15 protein-coding genes are annotated in these 18565 nt (G+C 71.1%); 10 read left to right on the top strand and 5 right to left on the bottom strand.

Translation table 11 applies throughout. The features are described 5' to 3' along the window. Positions 1 to 369: 369 nt before the first annotated feature. The 7 genes from tkt (at position 370) to ACZ4SF_RS25925 (ending at position 7902) form a co-directional block, all read left to right on the top strand. Positions 370 to 2457: a transketolase gene (gene tkt, locus ACZ4SF_RS25955; protein WP_468388548.1), complete on the top strand. Its 2088-nt coding sequence runs from the start codon at positions 370 to 372 to the stop codon at positions 2455 to 2457. Between the two features lie 33 nt (positions 2458 to 2490). Then, positions 2491 to 3609, top strand: a complete 1119-nt coding sequence (gene tal / locus ACZ4SF_RS25950) for a transaldolase (RefSeq protein WP_468388547.1) — start codon at positions 2491 to 2493, stop codon at positions 3607 to 3609. Between the two features lies 1 nt (position 3610). Then, positions 3611 to 5149 carry a glucose-6-phosphate dehydrogenase gene (gene zwf / locus ACZ4SF_RS25945; protein ID WP_468388546.1) on the top strand — a complete coding sequence of 513 codons (1539 nt, stop codon included), beginning with the start codon at positions 3611 to 3613 and terminating at the stop codon, positions 5147 to 5149. Then, positions 5146 to 6261, top strand: a complete 1116-nt coding sequence (opcA, locus tag ACZ4SF_RS25940) for a glucose-6-phosphate dehydrogenase assembly protein OpcA (RefSeq protein ID WP_468388545.1) — start codon at positions 5146 to 5148, stop codon at positions 6259 to 6261. Before zwf ends, opcA begins: the two co-directional genes overlap by 4 nt. Then, on the top strand, positions 6258 to 7040 hold the full coding sequence (gene pgl, locus ACZ4SF_RS25935; RefSeq protein ID WP_468388544.1) for a 6-phosphogluconolactonase: 783 nt from the start codon (positions 6258 to 6260) through the stop codon (positions 7038 to 7040). The genes opcA and pgl overlap by 4 nt, the downstream gene beginning before the upstream one ends. 190 nt (positions 7041 to 7230) lie before the next feature. Further along, a complete protein-coding gene (locus ACZ4SF_RS25930) occupies positions 7231 to 7728 on the top strand; it encodes a lamin tail domain-containing protein (RefSeq protein WP_468388543.1) in 498 nt (165 codons plus the stop codon). Between the two features lie 21 nt (positions 7729 to 7749). Continuing rightward, a complete protein-coding gene (locus ACZ4SF_RS25925) occupies positions 7750 to 7902 on the top strand; it encodes a hypothetical protein (RefSeq protein ID WP_468388542.1) in 153 nt (50 codons plus the stop codon). Positions 7903 to 7917: 15 nt separating this feature from the next. On the opposite strand, the gene ACZ4SF_RS25920 is transcribed toward ACZ4SF_RS25925, so the two are convergent. The 5 genes from ACZ4SF_RS25920 to ACZ4SF_RS25900 all read right to left on the bottom strand — a co-directional run bounded on the left by ACZ4SF_RS25920 (position 7918) and on the right by ACZ4SF_RS25900 (position 14544). Next, a complete protein-coding gene (locus ACZ4SF_RS25920) occupies positions 7918 to 8757 on the bottom strand; it encodes a carbohydrate ABC transporter permease (RefSeq protein ID WP_468388541.1) in 840 nt (279 codons plus the stop codon). Continuing rightward, positions 8754 to 10097 (bottom strand): ABC transporter permease subunit, encoded by a 1344-nt coding sequence (locus tag ACZ4SF_RS25915; protein WP_468388540.1) that lies wholly within the window; start codon positions 10095 to 10097, stop codon positions 8754 to 8756. The genes ACZ4SF_RS25920 and ACZ4SF_RS25915 overlap by 4 nt, the downstream gene beginning before the upstream one ends. 11 nt (positions 10098 to 10108) lie before the next feature. Beyond that, a complete protein-coding gene (locus ACZ4SF_RS25910; RefSeq protein ID WP_468388539.1) occupies positions 10109 to 11434 on the bottom strand; it encodes an ABC transporter substrate-binding protein in 1326 nt (441 codons plus the stop codon). Between the two features lie 59 nt (positions 11435 to 11493). After that, entirely contained in the window at positions 11494 to 13101 is a 1608-nt protein-coding gene (locus ACZ4SF_RS25905; RefSeq protein ID WP_468388538.1) for a glycoside hydrolase family 13 protein, read from the bottom strand. Between the two features lie 171 nt (positions 13102 to 13272). Continuing rightward, complete coding sequence (locus ACZ4SF_RS25900; protein ID WP_468388537.1) at positions 13273 to 14544, bottom strand: ABC transporter substrate-binding protein; 1272 nt, start codon at positions 14542 to 14544, stop codon at positions 13273 to 13275. A 134-nt stretch (positions 14545 to 14678) separates the two neighbouring features. On the opposite strand from ACZ4SF_RS25900, the gene ACZ4SF_RS25895 reads away from it, so the two are divergent. From ACZ4SF_RS25895 to ACZ4SF_RS25885, 3 genes are all read left to right on the top strand, one after another. After that, positions 14679 to 15194, top strand: coding sequence for a PadR family transcriptional regulator (locus ACZ4SF_RS25895; RefSeq protein WP_468388535.1), 516 nt, complete (start codon positions 14679 to 14681; stop codon positions 15192 to 15194). Continuing rightward, positions 15191 to 15943 (top strand): ABC transporter ATP-binding protein, encoded by a 753-nt coding sequence (locus ACZ4SF_RS25890; protein WP_468388533.1) that lies wholly within the window; start codon positions 15191 to 15193, stop codon positions 15941 to 15943. The genes ACZ4SF_RS25895 and ACZ4SF_RS25890 overlap by 4 nt, the downstream gene beginning before the upstream one ends. A gap of 310 nt (positions 15944 to 16253) precedes the next feature. Further along, a complete protein-coding gene (locus ACZ4SF_RS25885) occupies positions 16254 to 18536 on the top strand; it encodes an FtsX-like permease family protein (protein WP_468388531.1) in 2283 nt (760 codons plus the stop codon). Positions 18537 to 18565: the final 29 nt, after the last annotated feature.

Raw genomic sequence — 18565 nt, 5'->3', positions numbered from 1 at the left:
GTAAAGGCTCGCGCGTACCACGCCACTTTAGACGTTGCCCATACCCCGGCCTTCGCGGGGGTGGGGTCGTGTTGGCGGGGCCCGGCGAGGGGCCGGTTCGACAGCCGTACAGAGGCTCGATCCGACGTGCGTCCAAAAGCTCGATTGAGCAGTCAGATGAGCGGGTCCGTATTCATGTGCCAAACGCCGTCCCGGCCAGTCGGGAGGCGGATCGGACAGAGTCCCGGCAGTCTGGAAACACTCGAAAAAACGCACGTCCTTACGAGGGTAGGCTCGACAACGGCCGGTGGGCAGAAGCACGCCGGCGGCCGGGTGGGCGCATGCCCCGACGACCGGCGACCGACATGTGGAGAGGAGCCCTGACCCAGGGTGAGCACCAAGCCGACCACCACAGACCTTGAGTGGACCGAGCTGGACCAGCGGGCCGTGGACACCGCACGTGTTTTGGCCGCAGACGCCGTACAGAAGGTCGGCAACGGCCATCCCGGTACGGCGATGAGCCTGGCCCCGGCCGCCTACACCCTCTTCCAGAAGGTGATGCGGCACGACCCGGCCGACCCGGAGTGGGCCGGGCGCGACCGCTTCGTGCTGTCCGCCGGCCATTCGTCCCTGACCCTGTACACCCAGCTGTACCTGGCCGGCTTCGGTCTGGAGCTGGACGATCTGAAGGCTTTCCGGACGTGGGGTTCGAAGACCCCCGGTCACCCGGAGTACGGGCACACCAAGGGTGTCGAGACCACCACCGGCCCGCTGGGCCAGGGTGTCGCCAACGCGGTGGGCATGGCGATGGCAGCCCGCTTCGAGCGCGGTCTGTTCGACCCGGACGCGCCGCAGGGCGAGTCGCCGTTCGACCACTTCGTCTACTGCATCGCCGGTGACGGCTGCCTCCAGGAGGGCATCTCCGCCGAGGCGTCCTCGCTGGCCGGTCACCAGAAGCTGGGCAACCTGATCCTGCTGTGGGACGACAACCACATCTCGATCGAGGGCGACACCGAGACTGCCGTCTCCGAGGACACCGTCAAGCGCTACGAGGCCTACGGCTGGCACGTGCAGCGCGTGGAGGCCCAGGCGAACGGCGACCTGGACCCGACGGCGATCTTCGCCGCGATCCAGGAGGCCAAGGCGGTCACCGACCGGCCGTCCTTCATCGCGATGCGCTCGATCATCGCCTGGCCGGCCCCGAACGCCCAGAACACCGAGGCCGCCCACGGCTCGGCGCTGGGCGACGAGGAGGTCGCGGCCACCAAGCGCGTCCTCGGCTTCGACCCGGAGCAGACCTTCCAGGTCGAGGACGACGTCATCGCCCACACCCGCAAGGCACTGGAGCGGGGCGCCGAGGCGAAGACGGAGTGGGAGAAGTCCCTCCAGGTGTGGCGCGACGCCAACGCCGAGCGGGCCGCCGAGTTCGACCGGATCAGCAAGGGCGAGCTGCCCACCGGCTGGGAGGAGAAGATCCCGGTCTTCGAGCCCGGCAAGGCTGTCGCGACGCGTGCCGCGTCCGGCAAGGTGCTGCAGGCGCTCGGCGCGGTGATCCCCGAGCTGTGGGGCGGCTCCGCCGACCTCGCCGGGTCGAACAACACCACCATCGACAAGGACAGCTCCTTCCTGCCCGCGGGCAACCCGCTGCCGGAGGCCAACCCGTACGGCCGCACCATCCACTTCGGCATCCGTGAGCACTCCATGGGCGCGGAGCTGAACGGCATCACGCTGCACGGCAACACCCGTGTCTACGGCGGCACGTTCCTGGTGTTCTCCGACTACATGCGCAACGCGGTGCGCCTGTCCGCCCTCATGCACCTGCCGGTGACGTTCGTGTGGACGCACGACTCCATCGGCCTCGGCGAGGACGGTCCCACCCACCAGCCGGTCGAGCACCTCGCCTCGCTGCGCGCCATCCCGGGCCTGAACGTCGTCCGCCCGGCCGACGCCAACGAGACCGCGATCGTCTGGCGCGAGATCCTGGGGCGCTGGACCAAGGAGTTCGGCAAGGGTCAGCCGCACGGCCTCGCCCTCACCCGGCAGGGTGTGCCGGCCTACGAGCCCAACGAGAACGCGGCCAAGGGCGGCTACGTACTGTTCGAGGCCGAAGGCGGCGAGGCGCAGGTCATCCTGATCGCCACCGGTTCCGAGGTGCACGTGGCCGTCGAGGCACGCGAGCAGCTGCAGGCCGAAGGTGTGCCCACGCGGGTCGTCTCGATGCCGTCCGTGGAGTGGTTCGAGCAGCAGGACCAGGGGTACCGGGACTCCGTGCTGCCGCCGTCCGTCAAGGCCCGTGTCGCCGTGGAGGCGGGCATCGGCCTGACCTGGCACAAGTACGTGGGGGACGCCGGTCGCATCGTTTCCCTGGAGCACTTCGGTGCGTCCGCCGACGGCAAGGTGCTCTTCCGCGAGTTCGGCTTCACCGCCGAGAACGTGGCCGCTCAGGCCCGGGAATCCATCGCCGCCGCACAGCGCTGACGCTCATATACGACACGTAGGAGATGTAATTCCATGACAGACGCACTCAAGCGCCTCTCCGAGGAGGGCGTCGCGATCTGGCTGGACGACCTGTCGCGCAAGCGGATCACGTCCGGCAACCTCGCCGAGCTGATCGACCAGCAGCACGTCGTGGGCGTCACCACCAACCCGACGATCTTCCAGAAGGCGATCTCTCAGGGCGACGGCTACGACCAGCAGCTGTCGGACCTCGCCGCCCGCAAGGTCACCGTCGAAGAGGCCGTCCGCATGATCACCACGGCGGACGTCCGCGACGCCGCCGACATCCTGCGCCCGGTGTTCGACGCCACCGACGGCAAGGACGGCCGGGTCTCCATCGAGGTCGACCCGCGCCTCGCCCACAACACCAAGGCGACCGTCGCCGAGGCCAAGCAGCTGGCCTGGCTCGTCGACCGCCCCAACACCCTGATCAAGATCCCGGCCACCCAGGCGGGTCTGCCGGCCATCGCCGAGACGATCGGCCGCGGCATCAGCGTCAACGTCACGCTGATCTTCTCGCTGGAGCGCTACCGCGCCGTCATGGACGCCTACCTCTCCGGTCTGGAGAAGGCCAAGGAGCGCGGCCTGGACCTCTCGCTGATCCACTCCGTGGCGTCCTTCTTCGTGTCCCGCGTCGACAGCGAGATCGACAAGCGTCTGGACGGCATCGGCACCGACGAGGCCAAGGCCCTGCGCGGCAAGGCCGCCGTCGCCAACGCGCGCCTCGCGTACCAGGCGTACGAGGAGGTCTTCTCCTCGGACCGCTGGAGCGCGCTGGAGAACGCGGGCGCCAACAAGCAGCGTCCGCTGTGGGCGTCGACCGGCGTGAAGGACCCGGCGTACCCGGACACCCTGTACGTCACCGAGCTGGTCGCGCCGAACACGGTCAACACCATGCCGGAGGCCACCCTGGAGGCCACCGACGACCACGGTGAGATCACCGGCGACACCGTCGCCGGCACCTACGAGCAGGCGCGCGCCGACCTGGACGCGCTGGAGAAGCTCGGCATCTCGTACGACGACGTCGTGCAGGTGCTCGAGGACGAGGGCGTCGAGAAGTTCGAGGCGTCCTGGAACGACCTGCTGAAGTCCACCCAGGCGGAGCTCGAGCGCCTCGCCCCTTCGGAGGGCTGAGTTGTCACCCGTTTCCGGTTCCGGAGCGAACCCGCTTCGTGACCCGGCCGACCGACGGCTCCCGCGTATCGCGGGGCCGTCGGGCCTGGTCATCTTCGGCGTCACGGGCGACCTGTCGCGCAAGAAGCTGATGCCCGCGGTGTACGACCTCGCCAACCGGGGTCTGCTGCCGCCGGGCTTCTCCCTGGTGGGCTTCGCCCGCCGTGACTGGGAGCACGAGGACTTCGCCGAGGTCGTGCACGACGCGGTGAAGGAGCACTCTCGCACGCCGTTCCGCGAGGAGGTCTGGCAGCAGCTCATCCAGGGGATGCGCTTCGTCCAGGGCACCTTCGACGACGACGATGCCTTCGAGCGGCTGCGCGCCACCATCGAGGAGCTGGACAAGGCACAGGGCACGGGCGGCAACTTCGCCTTCTACCTGTCGGTGCCGCCCAGTTCCTTCCCGGTGGTCATCCAGCAGCTGAAGAAGCACGGACTGGCCGACCAGACCGGCGGTTCCTGGCGGCGCGCGGTCATCGAGAAGCCGTTCGGCCACGACCTGAAGTCGGCGGAGGAGCTGAACAAGGTCGTGCACGAGGTGTTCGAGCCGGACCAGGTGTTCCGGATCGACCACTACCTCGGCAAGGAGACCGTCCAGAACATCCTGGCGCTGCGCTTCGCCAACACGATGTTCGAGCCGATCTGGAACCGGTCCTTCGTGGACCACGTGCAGATCACCATGGCCGAGGACATCGGCATCGGCGGCCGGGCCGGTTACTACGACGGCATCGGCGCCGCCCGGGACGTCATCCAGAACCATCTGCTGCAGCTCATGGCCCTCACGGCCATGGAGGAGCCCGCCTCCTTCGGCGCGGACGCGCTGGCCGCCGAGAAGGAGAAGGTGCTCGGCGCGGTACGGCTGCCCAGGGACCTGGGCCGCAGCACCGTGCGCGGTCAGTACGCGGCGGGCTGGCAGGGCGGCCAGAAGGTCATCGGCTACCTCGAAGAGGACGGCATCGACCAGAAGTCGAAGACCGACACCTACGCCGCGATCAAGCTGGAGGTCGACAACCGCCGCTGGGCGGGCGTCCCCTTCTACCTGCGCACCGGCAAGCGCCTCGGCCGCCGGGTGACGGAGATCGCGGTCGTCTTCCAGCGGGCCCCGCACTCCCCCTTCGACCACACGGCGACGGAGGAGCTGGGCCAGAACGCGATCGTGATCCGCGTCCAGCCGGACGAGGGCATCACGGTCCGCTTCGGCTCCAAGGTGCCGGGCACCTCGATGGAGATCCGGGACGTCTCCATGGACTTCGCCTACGGCGAGTCGTTCACGGAGTCCAGCCCGGAGGCGTACGAGCGCCTGATCCTGGACGTGCTGCTCGGCGACGCCAACCTCTTCCCGCGCACGGAGGAGGTCGAGCTGTCCTGGAAGATCCTCGACCCGATCGAGGAGTACTGGGACAAGCACGGCAAGCCCGCGCAGTACCAGTCGGGCACCTGGGGTCCCGCCGAGGCGGACGAGATGCTCGCACGAGACGGACGGAGCTGGCGCCGGCCATGAAGATAGACCTGACCGACACCACCGCCGGAGAGATCAACAAGGCGCTCGTCAAGGGCCGCCGGGCCATCGGCACGCCTGCCGTCGGCATGGTCCTGACCCTCGTCATCGTGACCGACGAGGAAAACGCCTACGACTCCCTGAAGGCCGCCAACGACGCGTCGCGCGAGCACCCCTCGCGCACGCTCGTGGTCGTCAAGCGGGTCTCCCGCAACCCCCGCGACCGTACGTCCTCGCGTCTCGACGCCGAGGTGCGGGTGGGCGCGGACGCGGGCACCGGCGAGACGGTCGTGCTGCGGCTGTACGGCGAGGTCGTCGACCACGCCGACTCGGTGGTCCTGCCCCTGCTGCTGCCCGACGCCCCGGTGGTCGTGTGGTGGCCGGTGAACGCCCCGGTGGACCCGGCGAAGGACCCGCTGGGCGCGCTCGCCCAGCGCCGGGTCACCGACACCTACGCGGCGGAGCAGCCGGTGCGGGAGCTGTCGGCCCGCGCGGAGGCCTACACGCCCGGCGACACCGACCTGTCCTGGACCCGGATCACGCCGTGGCGCTCGATGCTGGCGGCGGCACTGGACCAGGTCACCTGTGAGGTGACGGGTGTCGAGGTGGAGGGCGAGGAGTTCAACCCGAGCTGCGAGCTGCTGGCGATGTGGCTGGCGGACCGGCTGGACGTGCCGGTGAAGCGGTCGCTGTCGTCGGGTCCCGGTCTGACGGCGGTCCGCATGGACACCAGTGAGGGCCCGATCGTGCTGGACCGGGCCGACGGCTCGCTGGCCACGCTGTCCATCGAGGGCCAGCCGGCCCGCGCGGTGGCGCTGAAGCGGCGGGACACCGCAGAGCTGATCGCGGAGGAGCTGCGCCGGCTCGACCCGGACGACACCTACGCGTCGGCGCTGCGCTACGGCGTGGAACGGCTGGACACGGTTCCGGAGCAGCAGCCGGCGGTCGACGAGCCCGCCGCCGGGACCGGACCCGCTGCCCAGACCGGACCCGCTGCCGGGACCGGGCCGGTCGCCGAGCCGGAGCCGGTGGAGGAGGCCGTCAAGGCGCCCGCCAAGAAGGCCGCGGCCAAGACCGCGAAGAAGGCACCGGCGAGGAAGGCGGCAGCGAAGTGAATACTCCGCAGCTGGTCGTCCACCGTGACAAGGAGCTGATGGCGCAGGCCGCCGCGGCCCGTCTGATCACGAAGATCGTGGACGCGCAGGCCTCCCGGGGCACCGCGTCCGTGGTCCTCACGGGCGGCCGTAACGGCAACGGCCTGCTGGCCGCGCTGGCGGCGGCGCCGGCCCGGGACGCCGTCGACTGGACGCGCCTGGACCTGTGGTGGGGCGACGAGCGCTACCTGCCCGAGGGCGACCCCGAGCGCAATGTCACGCAGGCCCGCGCGGCCCTGCTGGACTCGGTGCCGCTGGACCCGGAGCGCGTGCACGCCATGCCCGCGTCCGACGGTCCGTACGGCACGGACGTCGAGGCGGCGGCGGAGGCGTACGCGACCGAGCTGGCGAAGGCGGCCGGGCCGGAGAACCACGGCTCGGTGCCCTCCTTCGACGTCCTGATGCTGGGCGTCGGCCCGGACACCCACGTGGCCTCGCTCTTCCCGGAGCTGCCGGCCGTGCGGGAGACCGAGCGCACGGTGGTCGGGGTGCACGGCGCACCGAAGCCCCCGCCGACCCGGATCTCCCTGACGCTGCCGGCGATCCGTGCGGCGCGTGAGGTGTGGCTCCTGGCGGCCGGCGAGGACAAGGCGGAGGCCGCGGCCATCGCCCTGTCGGGCGCGGGCGAGATCCAGGCCCCGGCGGCCGGCGCGTACGGCCGTTCGCGCACGCTGTGGCTGCTGGACGCGGCGGCGGCCTCGCAGCTGCCACGCTCGCTGTATCCGCCGGCTTCGGCGTGAACCGCTGAACCTCTGAGGAACGAGGGCGGCAGGGGACGACTCCCCTGCCGCCCTCGTCGCATGTGCTGACTCCCCCTCAGCGATTCCTCATTCTCGGCATTTTCTCCACGCACTCCACGGAACATTCATACAACACTCAACTTTTGTGTAAGCTCTGGGCGCATCCACCGCACCATTGAGGGGGGACCTCATGCGTATACGCTTCGCGCTGGCCGCGACCGCCGCTGCCGGAACGCTCACCGTCGTCGCCGCCGCCCCGGCGGCCCAGGCCGCCGAGTACTCCTCGGCCCTGAAGCTGACGGGCGTCCAGTACGACGCACCCGGACGGGACTCGAACAACTGCCGTACTGGCAACAGCAAGAGCGAGTACCTGACGATCAAGAACTACTCGCGCACCGCGAAGGTGAACCTCAGGGGCTACGTCGTCAAGGACGCCACCGGCAACCGGTTCACCTTCCCCGACAACCACTACCTGGAGCCCGGCGACTCCGTGAAGCTGCGCGGCGGCCACGGCACCGACTCGGACGCGAAGAACGTCGTCTACCGCCAGAACTGCAACTTCATCTGGAACAACGACAAGGACAGCGTCTACCTGTACAAGCCCTCCGGCGCCCACGCGGACACCCACGCCTACACGAAGTCCAAGAACGACCGGGACGGCAACGGCTACATCTCCTTCCACGGCTGACACCGCGTCAACCAGGGGCGAGTGACCGTGCATCCGTACGGGAGTCCGCACCGGCGCATGCGGCTGTGGGCCATGTGCGTCGCCCTGCCGGCCGCCGGCGCGGCCGGCTGCGGCCGGTCCACGCACGACAGCGCCGCCAAGGCGCCGGCACCGGCGCCCCGGCCCACCGCCTGAGCCCGGCGGGCTCGGTCACTTGACCGAGCCCGCCATGACGCCCTGCACGAAGTGCCGCTGGAAGGCGAAGAACACCACCACCGGCACGATCAGCGACAGGAACGCGCCGGGTGCCAGGACGTCGATGTTGCTTCCGAACTGGCGGATCTGCGACTGGAGTGCCACGGTGAGCGGCTGGGACGAGCTGTCCGCGAAGAGCAGGGCGACCAGCATGTCGTTCCACACCCACAGGAACTGGAAGATGGCGAGCGAGGCGATCGCCGGGCGGCCGACCGGCAGGACCAGCCGGGTGAAGATGCGCCACTCGCTGCCACCGTCCATCCGCGCCGCCTCCAGCATCTCCTTCGGTATCTCCGCGAAGTAGTTGCGCAGCAGGAAGACGGCGAAGGGCAGACCGTAGGCCACGTGGAAGAGGACCACGCCCGGGATCGTGCCGAACAGGCCCAGCTGGCCGAAGAGTTTGGCCACCGGCAGCAGGCCGATCTGGACCGGCACCACCAGCAGGGCCACCACCAGCAGGAAGAGCGGTTCCCGGAGCGGGAAGTCCAGCCAGGCGAAGGCGTATCCGGCGAGGGCCGCGATGACGACGACGAGTGTCGTGGCCGGCACCGAGATCAGGACCGTGTTCCAGAAGGCCTGGCTGATGCCGGCGTTCTTCAGCAGAGCCGAGTAGTTGTCGAAGGAGAGCTGGCCCGGGCTCGCCAGCGCCGTCCACCAGCCGCCCTTCGCCGAGTCCTGGGCGGAGCGCAGCGAGGAGAGGAACAGGCCGGCGAGCGGGGTCAGCCAGACGAGGCCGATCACCACGAGGAAGATCTGCACCAGGCCGTTGCCGAGGCCGCGCCTGATCGCGTTCATCGCTGACTCCTTCGGAAGCGGCGGACGTTGAACACCATGGCGGGGACCACCAGGAGCAGCAGGAGCACCCCGAGGGCGCTGCCGAGACCCTGGTTGTTGCCTCCGCCGAAGGACACCAGCCACATCTGGGTGGCGAGGACGGTGGCGTCCTCCTGCACGGGCCCGGGCGCGATGATGTAGACGAGGTCGAAGACTTTCATCACGTTGATCACGAGGGTCACGAAGACGACCGTGAGCACGGGCGCGAGCAGCGGGACCGTGATGCGGCGGAAGATCTGCCACTCGTTCGCGCCGTCCATCCGGGCCGCCTCCAGCGCGTCCCGGGGCAGGGTCGACAGCCCGGCACCGATCAGCACCATCGCGAAGCCCGTCCAGATCCACAGGTACGCACCGATGATCGCCGGCGTGACGAGCATCGGGCCGAGCCAGGAGACGCCCTGGTAGGGCGGCGCGAAGTTGGACGCGGGCAGCTTCACCGTGTAGGAGCCCGCGGAGAGCCCGGGGAAGCGGAAGGAGCCGTCGGCCGCGGTCGTCGTGCTCGCGACCGTCCTGCCGTCGTGCTGCGCCTGGACCTGCATGCCGGGCAGGCCGCTCTCCTTCGGGTCGACCTTGCCCTGCCTGCCTCCCCCGCCGGGGGTGAAGTCCAGGTAGACGACGCCGCGCAGTTCGCCGGGGACCGCCTTCGTCCCGGCCGCCGCGGGCGCGGCGCTGCGCGGCAGGTCCTTCGGCAGGACACCGACCATCGGCAGCGTCACCGCCTCGCCCGCGGCGGCGGTCGTACGGTAGGAGCCGTCGCGTTCCCCGGTGAGCAGCCCGGTGCGCCCGCGGGCTGTCGGGTAGGTGGACGTGCCCTCGAAGGCGTCGTGGACGGAGACGACGGCCGCGTTCAGCACGCCCTTGTCCGGGTCCTCGTCGTAGGCGAGCCGGAAGATGATGCCGGCGGCGAGGAAGGACACCGCCATCGGCATGAAGAGCAGAAGCTTGAAGGCGGTGGCCCAGCGGACCTTCTCCACCAGGACGGCCAGGATCAGGCCGAGTCCGGTCAGCAGGGCGGGGGCGACGACGACCCAGATGGTGGTGTTGCGGATGGCCTTGAGGGTGGCCGGGTCGCGGAACATCTCGGTGTAGTTGTCGCCGCCCACGAACCGGCTGCCGGACGCGTCGAAGAAGCTGCGGCCGACGGAGAACAGCACCGGGTAGACGACGAGCGCGCCGAGCAGGAGCAGCGCGGGAAAGACGAAGAGCAGGGCGATCAGCCGGGCGCGCCGCCGGCCGCGGCGCACGGGCGCCGCGCCGGCGGCCCGCGGGCCCGCCTGCTCCTTCACGAGTGTGGCGGTCATGGTGCTGCCGCTCAGTCCTGGTAGGCCTTGGCCGCCGCGGCTTCGAGCTTCGCCGCGGTCCCCTTCGGGTCGGACGGGTCGCGCAGGAAGTCCTGGAGCAGCTTCCACTCGCCGGTGCCCTTGGTGCCGCCGAAGGCCGCCGGGGCCTGGTCGGACATGTCGAAGCGGACCGAATCCCCGGCACCGACGAGGGACTTGGCGGTGGCGCGGGTGACGTCGTCGCCGTAGGCGGACAGGTTCAGCTTCTTGTTCGGGGACAGGAAGCCGCCGGACTTCGCCCACACGGCCGCGGCCTCCGGGGTGGCCAGGTACTCCAGGAGTTTCATGCCGGCCTTGGCGTTCTTGGCGTCCTTGAGGACGACCGCCGCGTCACCGCCGCTGACGACCGGTGCGGTGCCGCCGTCGACGGCCGGGAAGGGGAAGAAGTCGGCGTCCTTGCCGATGGACTTGCCGAACTGGTCGTGGGCGACGCCGGCGACGAAGTCGCCCTCGTAGACCATGCCGGCCTCGGGCTTGGGTCCGAACACCTTCTCCACCGAGCCCGGGAAGTCGGTGTTGAGGGCGCCCTTCTGGCCGCCGGCGATGAGCTGCCTGTCCTTGAACAGCTTGCCGAGGGTGGTGAGCGCCTTCACCACGGTGGGGTCGGTCCACTTGAGCTTGTGGGCGGCGAGGGCGTCGTACTTCTCGGGGCCGGCCTGGGAGAGGTAGACGTTCTCGAACCAGTCGGTGAGCGTCCAGCCGTCCTGTCCGGCGACCGCGAAGGCGGCGAGGCCGGAGTCGGAGACGGTGTGCCCGGCCTTCAGCATGTCGTCGTAGCTCTTCGGGGGCTTCACGCCGGCCTGGGTGAGGGCCTCGGGGCTGTACCAGACCGTCGACTTGTGGGCGGCCTTGAAGTAGAGGCCGTAGAGGGTGCCGTCGACGCTGCCGTACTTCGTCCACACGGGGGCGTAGTCGGCGCCGATGGTCTGCTGGGCGGTCTTGGACAGCGGCTGGAGCCAGCCCTTCTTCGCGAACTGCTGGAGCACGCCGACCTGCGGCACCATCACGACGTCGGGCGCGTTGCCGCCCTCGATCTTGCTGCCGACGACGGTGGAGACGTTGTCGCCGGTGGACACGAACTGGGTCTTGGCCCCGGTCTTCTCGGTGAACGCGTCCAGCACCTTCTGGAAGTTCTTCTGCTCGCTGCCGGACCAGACGCCGGCCACGGTGACGGTCTGGCCGCTGAGCGCCTTGTCACCGCCGCCCGCGGAGACCGGGCCGCCGCCGCAGGCGGTGGCGCCGAGGGCGAGCGCGAGGGCGGTGCAGCCGGTGAGCAGGGTCGTACGTCGTCGCATCATCGTTGACGGACCTTTCGGTAGGTGAGGTGACATAGGCGGGCTGAGGTGAGGTGAGGTGATCAGAGGTCGTTCAGCCACCAGGCCGCCGTGGAGCCGGGCAGCACGCCGGGCGGGCAGGGGCCGCTGGCGAGCAGGGGGGTGCCGGAGACCGGCGCGGGTGTGGGGGACGCACCGAAGTTGACGGCGCAGACCAGACCGTCGCCGCGCACGAAGGCGAGGACGTCCGGCGGGGTGTCGAGCCAGCGCAGCGTGCCCTCGCCCAGCTGGGGCAGGGAGTGCCGTAGCTGGAGTCCGTCCCGGTACAGGTGCCAGAAGGAACGGGTGTCGGCGAGTGCGCGGTCGGTGGCGTACTCGGCGAAGTACTCGGGCTGCGGCAGCCAGGGCTTGGCCCCCTCCGCGCCGGAGGTGAAGCCGAACGGGGACGCCTGTCCGGACCAGGGCAGCGGCACGCGGCAACCGTCGCGGATACGGGCCCGGCTGCCGGTGCGCCGGAAGATCGGGTCGGTGAGGACGTCGTCGGGCAGGTCGACGACCTCGGGCAGGCCCAGTTCCTCGCCCTGGTAGACGTACGCGGCTCCCGGCAGCGCCAGCATCAGCAGCGCGGCGGCGCGGGCGCGGGCGGCGCCCAGGCCGCTGCCCTCGGTGGCGGGTTCGCCGTAGCGGGTGACGGTGCGGACCTGGTCGTGGTTGTTGAGGACCCAGGTGACCGTCGAACCGGTGCCGGCGATGTCCTGCATCGCCTCGGAGATGACCTTGCGGAAGGCGTCGGCCTCCCACGGGGCGCCGAGCAGGTCGAAAAAGAACGCCTGGTGGAGTTCGTCGGGGCGGACGTAGAGGGCGTGTTCACGGGCGGTGGGCACGGAGACCTCGCCGACCAGGAGGCGTTCGCGGCCGTCGCGGTCGGCGTACTCCTCGCATATGGAGCGCCAGCGGCGCCACACCTCGTGCACCTCGGGCTGGTTCCAGGCGAGCGGGTTGACCGAGTCGCGGGTGCGGGCGTCGGCCTCCGGGTCGTCGGAGTCGGGCAGTGCGGGGTGCTTGTAGAGGCCGGCGGCGACGTCGATGCGGAAGCCGTCGACGCCCCGGTCCAGCCAGAAGCGCAGGACGCGGTCGAACTCGGCGGGTATCTCCGCGTTGCGCCAGTTCCAGTCGGGCTGTTCGGGCGTGAACATGTGCAGGTACCACTGGCCGTCACCGACCCTGCTCCAGGCGGGGCCGCCGAACATGGCGTGCCAGTTGTTGGGCGGCTCGCTGCCGTCCGGTCCGCGGCCGTCGGCGAAGTGGAAGCGGGCGCGGGCCGGGCTGCCGGGTGCGCCGTCCAGGGCCTCGCGGAACCAGGGGTGCTCGCTGGAGCAGTGGTTCGGGACGATGTCGAGGAGCACCCTGATGCCGAGCCGCCGGGCGGCTGCCATCAGCAGGTCGAACTCGGCGAGGTCGCCGAAGAGCGGGTCGACGCCGCAGTAGTCGGCCACGTCGTAGCCGTGGTCGTGCTGCGGCGAGGGGTAGAACGGGCTCAGCCAGATCCCGTCGACGCCGAGCTTCTTCAGGTACGGCAGCCCGGCCCGGACGCCGGCCAGATCGCCGATGCCGTCACCGGTGCTGTCGAGGAAGCTGCGGACGTAGACCTGGTAGATCACCGCGTCGCGCCACCAATGATGCCTGTTCAACCCTGTGGAACCTGTCTCTGAAGGGGGGGCTGTTATGCATGCATGTTAGGTAGGCGACGCGCGAAGGTGTCAACGAAGTGAACGCAAGATACTGGCCAGTTGGGTGCTCATATGCGGGCAAATCGCCTCAACACGAGCACAGTCGTGATGGTGGCGTTACCTAACAAGTAACTAGCCGCGGGCGATGGCGTCGAGCTCGCGCGCCAGCCGGCGCACGGCCTGCCCGGGCGTCTGCCGCCCGGTGAGCGCGTCCTGCACGACCGCCTGCACGGCCAGGCTGACCTGGTCGTAGTGCGGGCTCTTGGGGCGCGGGCGCGCGGTGACGACCGCGGTGCGCAGCGTCGGCAGGTAGGGGAACTGCCGTACCAGCTCGGGGTCCTCGTACAGTGCGGCACGCACCGGCGGCAGCGCGCCCCGTGTGAGCACCTGACGCTGGACGGGTTCACTGGTGAGGTAGGCGATCAGGCGCGCGGCGGAGTCGGGGTGCCGGGCATGGGTGTTGATCGCCAGGTTGGAGCCGCCGAGCACGCTCCTGCCCGGCCCGCCGGGCCCGGGCAGCGGCACGACACCGATACGGCCGGCGACCCTGGAGCCCTTCTCGGCCGCGACGGCGTAGGCGTAGGGCCAGTTGCGCAGGAAGAGCAGTCTGCCGTCCTGGAAGGCCTGCTTGGACTCCTCCTCCTTGTACGTCAGCGCCTGCCGCGGGATCCAGCCCTCGCGGATGCCGCGGGCGAGGAAGCCGATGCCCTCGCGGGCGGCGGCCGAGTCGACGGTGACGCGGGTGCCCTCGCCGCCGAGGATGGTGCCGCCGGCCGAGTACACCGCCTCGGCCGCGTTCACCGTCAGGCCTTCGTACGGCAGGAACTGGCCCGCGTAGCCGCCGAGCCCGTACTTCGGCGCGATGGTCTTCGCGTCGCGTTCCAGCTCGGCCCAGGTGCGCGGCGGGGGCACGCCCTCCTTGTCGAGGACGTCCTTGCGATACAGGAGGAGTCCGGCATTCGTGACATACGGAACCGCGTACAGCCGCCCGTCGTAGGTCGCCGTGTCCACGACCGGCGGCAGGAAGCCGTCCAGCGGGAAGCGCTCCCGGGCCAGCGGGCGGATCCAGCCGGCCGCCGCGAACTCGGAGGTCCAGTCGACGTCGATGTTCAGGACGTCGAACCGGCCCCGGTCGCCGCCACGCAGATCGGTGGTCATCTGCGCATGGGTCTCGTCGGCGGAGTCGGGCAGCTCGACCAGAGTGACCTTCTCGCCGGGGTGGGTGCGGTTCCAGCCCCGCAGCAGCGGGCCGAGATATCCGGTCAGGTCGCCGGCGGTGGCCAGCGTGAGCGGGCCGCGGCCATCTCGGGCACCCTCGTCGGCGCGGGCGCCGGAGGCGACGTACCCGCTCATGATCACGGCAAGAACGAGGAGGCCCCTACCGGCGGCGTGTATCCACCGCATAGGTTCCTCCCTGTACACCGGTACCACGGGCACCCTCGCCCACCCCTCGTCCGAGGGCAGAGGCCATGTATACCCGTTAGGTATGCGCGATACTAGGGCCTGGAGCACATGCAGCAGACAGGAGGACAGCACGAGTGCGCCTGCCCCTCCTGGCACTCCTCGCCCGCGGCCCGGCCCACGGCTACGAGCTGAAACAGGACCTTGAGCTACTGCTGGGCGCCGCGTACCCTCAGCCGAACGTCGGCCAGATCTACGTCACCCTCGGCCGTCTGGAGAAGTCCGGGCTGATCGAGGGCGAGGACGTCGAGCAGTCCAGCCGACCCAACAAGAAGGTCTACCACCTCACCGAGGCCGGACGTGAGGCGCTGCGCGTCTGGTTCGAGGAGACCGAGGACGAGCCGCGGGTGCGGGACGACTTCTTCATGAAGCTCGCCGTCGCCCCGCAGACCGGTCTCGCCGACCAGATCGCCCTCATCAACCGGCAGCGGCGCCAGTACCTCAACACCATGCGCAATCTGTCGAAGCTGGCCACGGCCGAGAACCGGGACAACAAAATCGCCCAACTGCTGATCGAGGGCGCGATGCTGCACCTGCAGGCCGACCTCGACTGGCTGGAGCGGTGCCAGGAGGAACTGGAGGAGCTGGAGTGACCGACGGCCACCCTCCTGTGCTGCGGGCCGAGGGCCTGGTGAAGACCCACCACGGCGAGGGCGCACCCGCGCGTGCCGTGCGCGGGGTCGACCTCTCGGTGGCACGCGGCGAGTTCGTCGCGATCACCGGCCCGTCCGGGGCCGGCAAGTCGACGCTGCTGCATCTGCTGGGCGGGCTCCAGCGGCCGGACGAGGGCAGCATCTGGCTCGACGGCCGGTGCACGGACGCCTTCGGCGAGGCCCGCTGGGCGGTGGAACGCAGGAAATCCATCGGGATCGTCTTCCAGTTCTTCAACCTGGTGTCGAACCTGTCCGTCGCCGACAACGTCGAGCTGCCCGCCCTGCTGGCCGGAGTCCCGCCGAAGCAGGCCCGTGCCGAGCGGGAGGCCCTTCTCGCCGAGCTTGGCCTGGAGGGCAAGGAACGCAGCATGCCGGGCGAGCTGTCCGGCGGCGAACAGCAGCGGGTCGCGCTCGCCCGGGCACTGGTCAACCATCCGCCGCTGCTGCTCGCGGACGAGCCGGCCGGAAGCCTGGACAGCAAGGGCACCCGTGAGGTGATGCGGCTGCTGTCCCACTTCCACGGGCGCGGCCAGAGCATCGTGCTCGTGACCCACGACGCCCGGCTGGCGAGCGCCGCGGACCGGGTGATCAGCTTCTTCGACGGCCGCATAGCCGACGACGCGACACTGGACGGCACGGCGCCGCCCCGGCGCGGCGGAATCTCCGGGGTGCTGGAGCTGAGGGACTGATGAGGCACCGGGCCGAGACGGTGAAGGGGCGTCGCGCCGCGCGGACGAGGGCGCGTGCCGCCGCGGGCGTGGACGGGCTTCCTGCCACGGTGACCCGGGGGCGTCACGCCACAGACATGACAGGGCGCGGCGCCGCGGGGACGAGGACGCGTGCCGCCGCGGGCGTGGACGAGCATCCCGCCACGGTGACCGGGGGGCATCACGCCACCGGCATCAGGGGGCATTGCGCCGCGGGGGCGGAGCGGGGTGTCGTCGAGGGGCTGATGGCCGTGTGTCCGGCGGGGCCGCGCGGGGCGAGAGGCTGAGGGGCGTGCGGGCCACCCTGCGCTGGGCGCACTCCGATCTGCGCACGCACCGCGGCGAAGCGCTGTTCCTGGTGCTGGCGACCGCCGGTGTCGTCGCTTCGCTGCTGCTCGCCACCGCCCTGTTCGGCTATGCCACGAACCCCTGGCAGCGGACCTTCACCGAGGCACGCGGAGCACATGTGTGGCTGCACACCACGCCGTCCGCCGACGCCCGCGCGCTGGCCCGGCTGGACGGCGTCACCTCCGTCGCCGGCCCGTACCGCACCGAGTCCGCCACCGTCGCCGCCCGCGGCACCCGCGCCTCCGTCGAGCTGCGCGGCACCGTGCGGCTGCCCTCCGTGGGCCGGCCGCTGCTCAGCGCCGGACGCTGGCTGGACCCGGACGTGCCGGACGGAGTGGTGCTGGAGGGCAGCCTGGCCCGGGCGCTGCTGGCCGAGCCCGGCGACAGACTGACGCTGCCCGGCACGGCCCGCACCCTGACCGTCGAGGGCATCGCGGACAACGCCGAACCCTCCTACCGGCCGGGCGAGCAGCCGGGGCTGGTGTGGGCGCTGCCGTCCGCGGTGCGCGCTCCCGGCGGCCAGGTCATCGGGCTCCGCCTCGGCGATCCGGCCGACACGGACTACGCGGTGCAGCGTGCCGTCACCGTGCTGGGCGCGGGCGCGGTGGGCGAGGTGTCCACCTGGCAGCAGGCACGCGCCGAGGCCCAGGGCGACAACCGGCTGCTCGGTCAGGTGCTCGGACTGTTCGGCCTGGGCGCGCTGATCGCCGCGGGCTTCGCGGTGCACGGCGCGATCGCCACCCGGATCCGCGGACATCTGCGGGACCTGTCGGTGCTGAAGGCGATCGGTTTCACGCCCGGCCAGGTCGTACGCATCTTCCTGCTCCAGCATCTGGCGTACGCGCTGCTCGGCGCGGTGGCAGCCGCCGCGCTCACCGAGGCGCTGGGCAGCCGGGTCCCGGGACGGCTCGGGGACGCCGTGGGGGTGTGGCAGGGGCTGCCCGGGCACACCCTCGCGGTGTGCGTGGTGCCGGCGGGCGTGGTGCTGCTCATCGGCCTGACCACCGGGCTCGCGGCCTGGCGGGCCGGGCGGGTGCCACCGGTTCCGGTGCCGCGCCCGGCCGCCTCGGCGGGCGGCCGGCTGACCGGGCCGGCCCGGCGGGCGCTCGGACTGCGGCTGCCGGCCGCGCTGGTCCTCGGCTGCCACAAGGCGTTCGCGGGGCGCGGTCGCTCGCTGGCCACCGTGGCCCGGCTGACGCTGCCGCTGCTGCTGATCGTGGTGGCGCTCAGCGCGTGGACCACGATCGACCGCTTCCATGGCAGTCCCGACCGAGTAGGCCTCCCGACGGCGCTCACGGTCCGCTCGGACGGCGCGCTGGACGCCTCCGGCGTACGGAACCTGCTGACCCGGGACTCCCGGGTGAGCGCCGTCTACCCGGGCGTCGAAGTGGCCGCGCTGGTCCCCGGCCAGACCGGGACGATCGCCCTGCGCGGCATCGGCACCCACGCCGAGCCCTACCCGTACGCACTCGCCGAGGGCCGTGCCGCACGCGGCCCGGACGAGGCGGTGGCCGGCCAGGGCCTGCTGGACCTGCTGCACGCGCGGGTCGGCGACTGGGTGCGGATGACGGTCGGCGACCGGCCGCAGATCCTGCACATCGTGGGCCGCAGCATCGAACCCCGCAACGCCGGCCGGGTCGTGACCACCTCCCTGGACACCCTCCGGGAGAACGATCCCGGCGTGTCCCCGGCCTTCTACGAACTGCGGCTGCGCCCCGGCGCCGACCCGCACCATGTGACCGCCGCCCTCACCACGGCCGGCCTGGGCCACCTCGACGTGCATCCCGTGACGAATCCCGCCGACGGGCTCTCGCCGCTGCGCGGGGTCGTCGCCGGACTGATCGCCGTCCTGGCCCTCATCGGGCTGGTCGAACTGCTCACCGCGATCGGCGGCAGTGTCCGCGAGGGCGAGCGGGACGTGCTGGCGCTCCGCGCGATCGGCATGTCTCCCCGGCAGATCACCGCGATCACGGTCACGGCGACGAGTTGTACGGCCCTGGCGGCGACCGTCGCCGCCACCGCGCTGGGTCTGCCGCTGGGCCGGCGGCTGATCGACGCCCAGGGCAGCTCCAGCGGCATCGGATCCGGGATCGCCCAGTCCCCCTCCGCCTGGCTGCTGCTCCTGCTGGGCTCGGCCGCCGTGCTGGGTGCGGCGGCACTGGCCGCTCTGCCCGCGGCCCGCGCGGCCCGCCGCCGCCTCGCGGACACGCTGAGCGCGGTGGCCTGAACCTGCTCAGGGGCCGTGTTCCAGCGGGC

This window comes from Streptomyces sp. NPDC027663 (assembly GCF_055566415.1).
The sequence above is the reverse complement of the archived record's forward strand: the minus strand, read 5'-3'. Positions and strand labels throughout refer to the sequence as shown.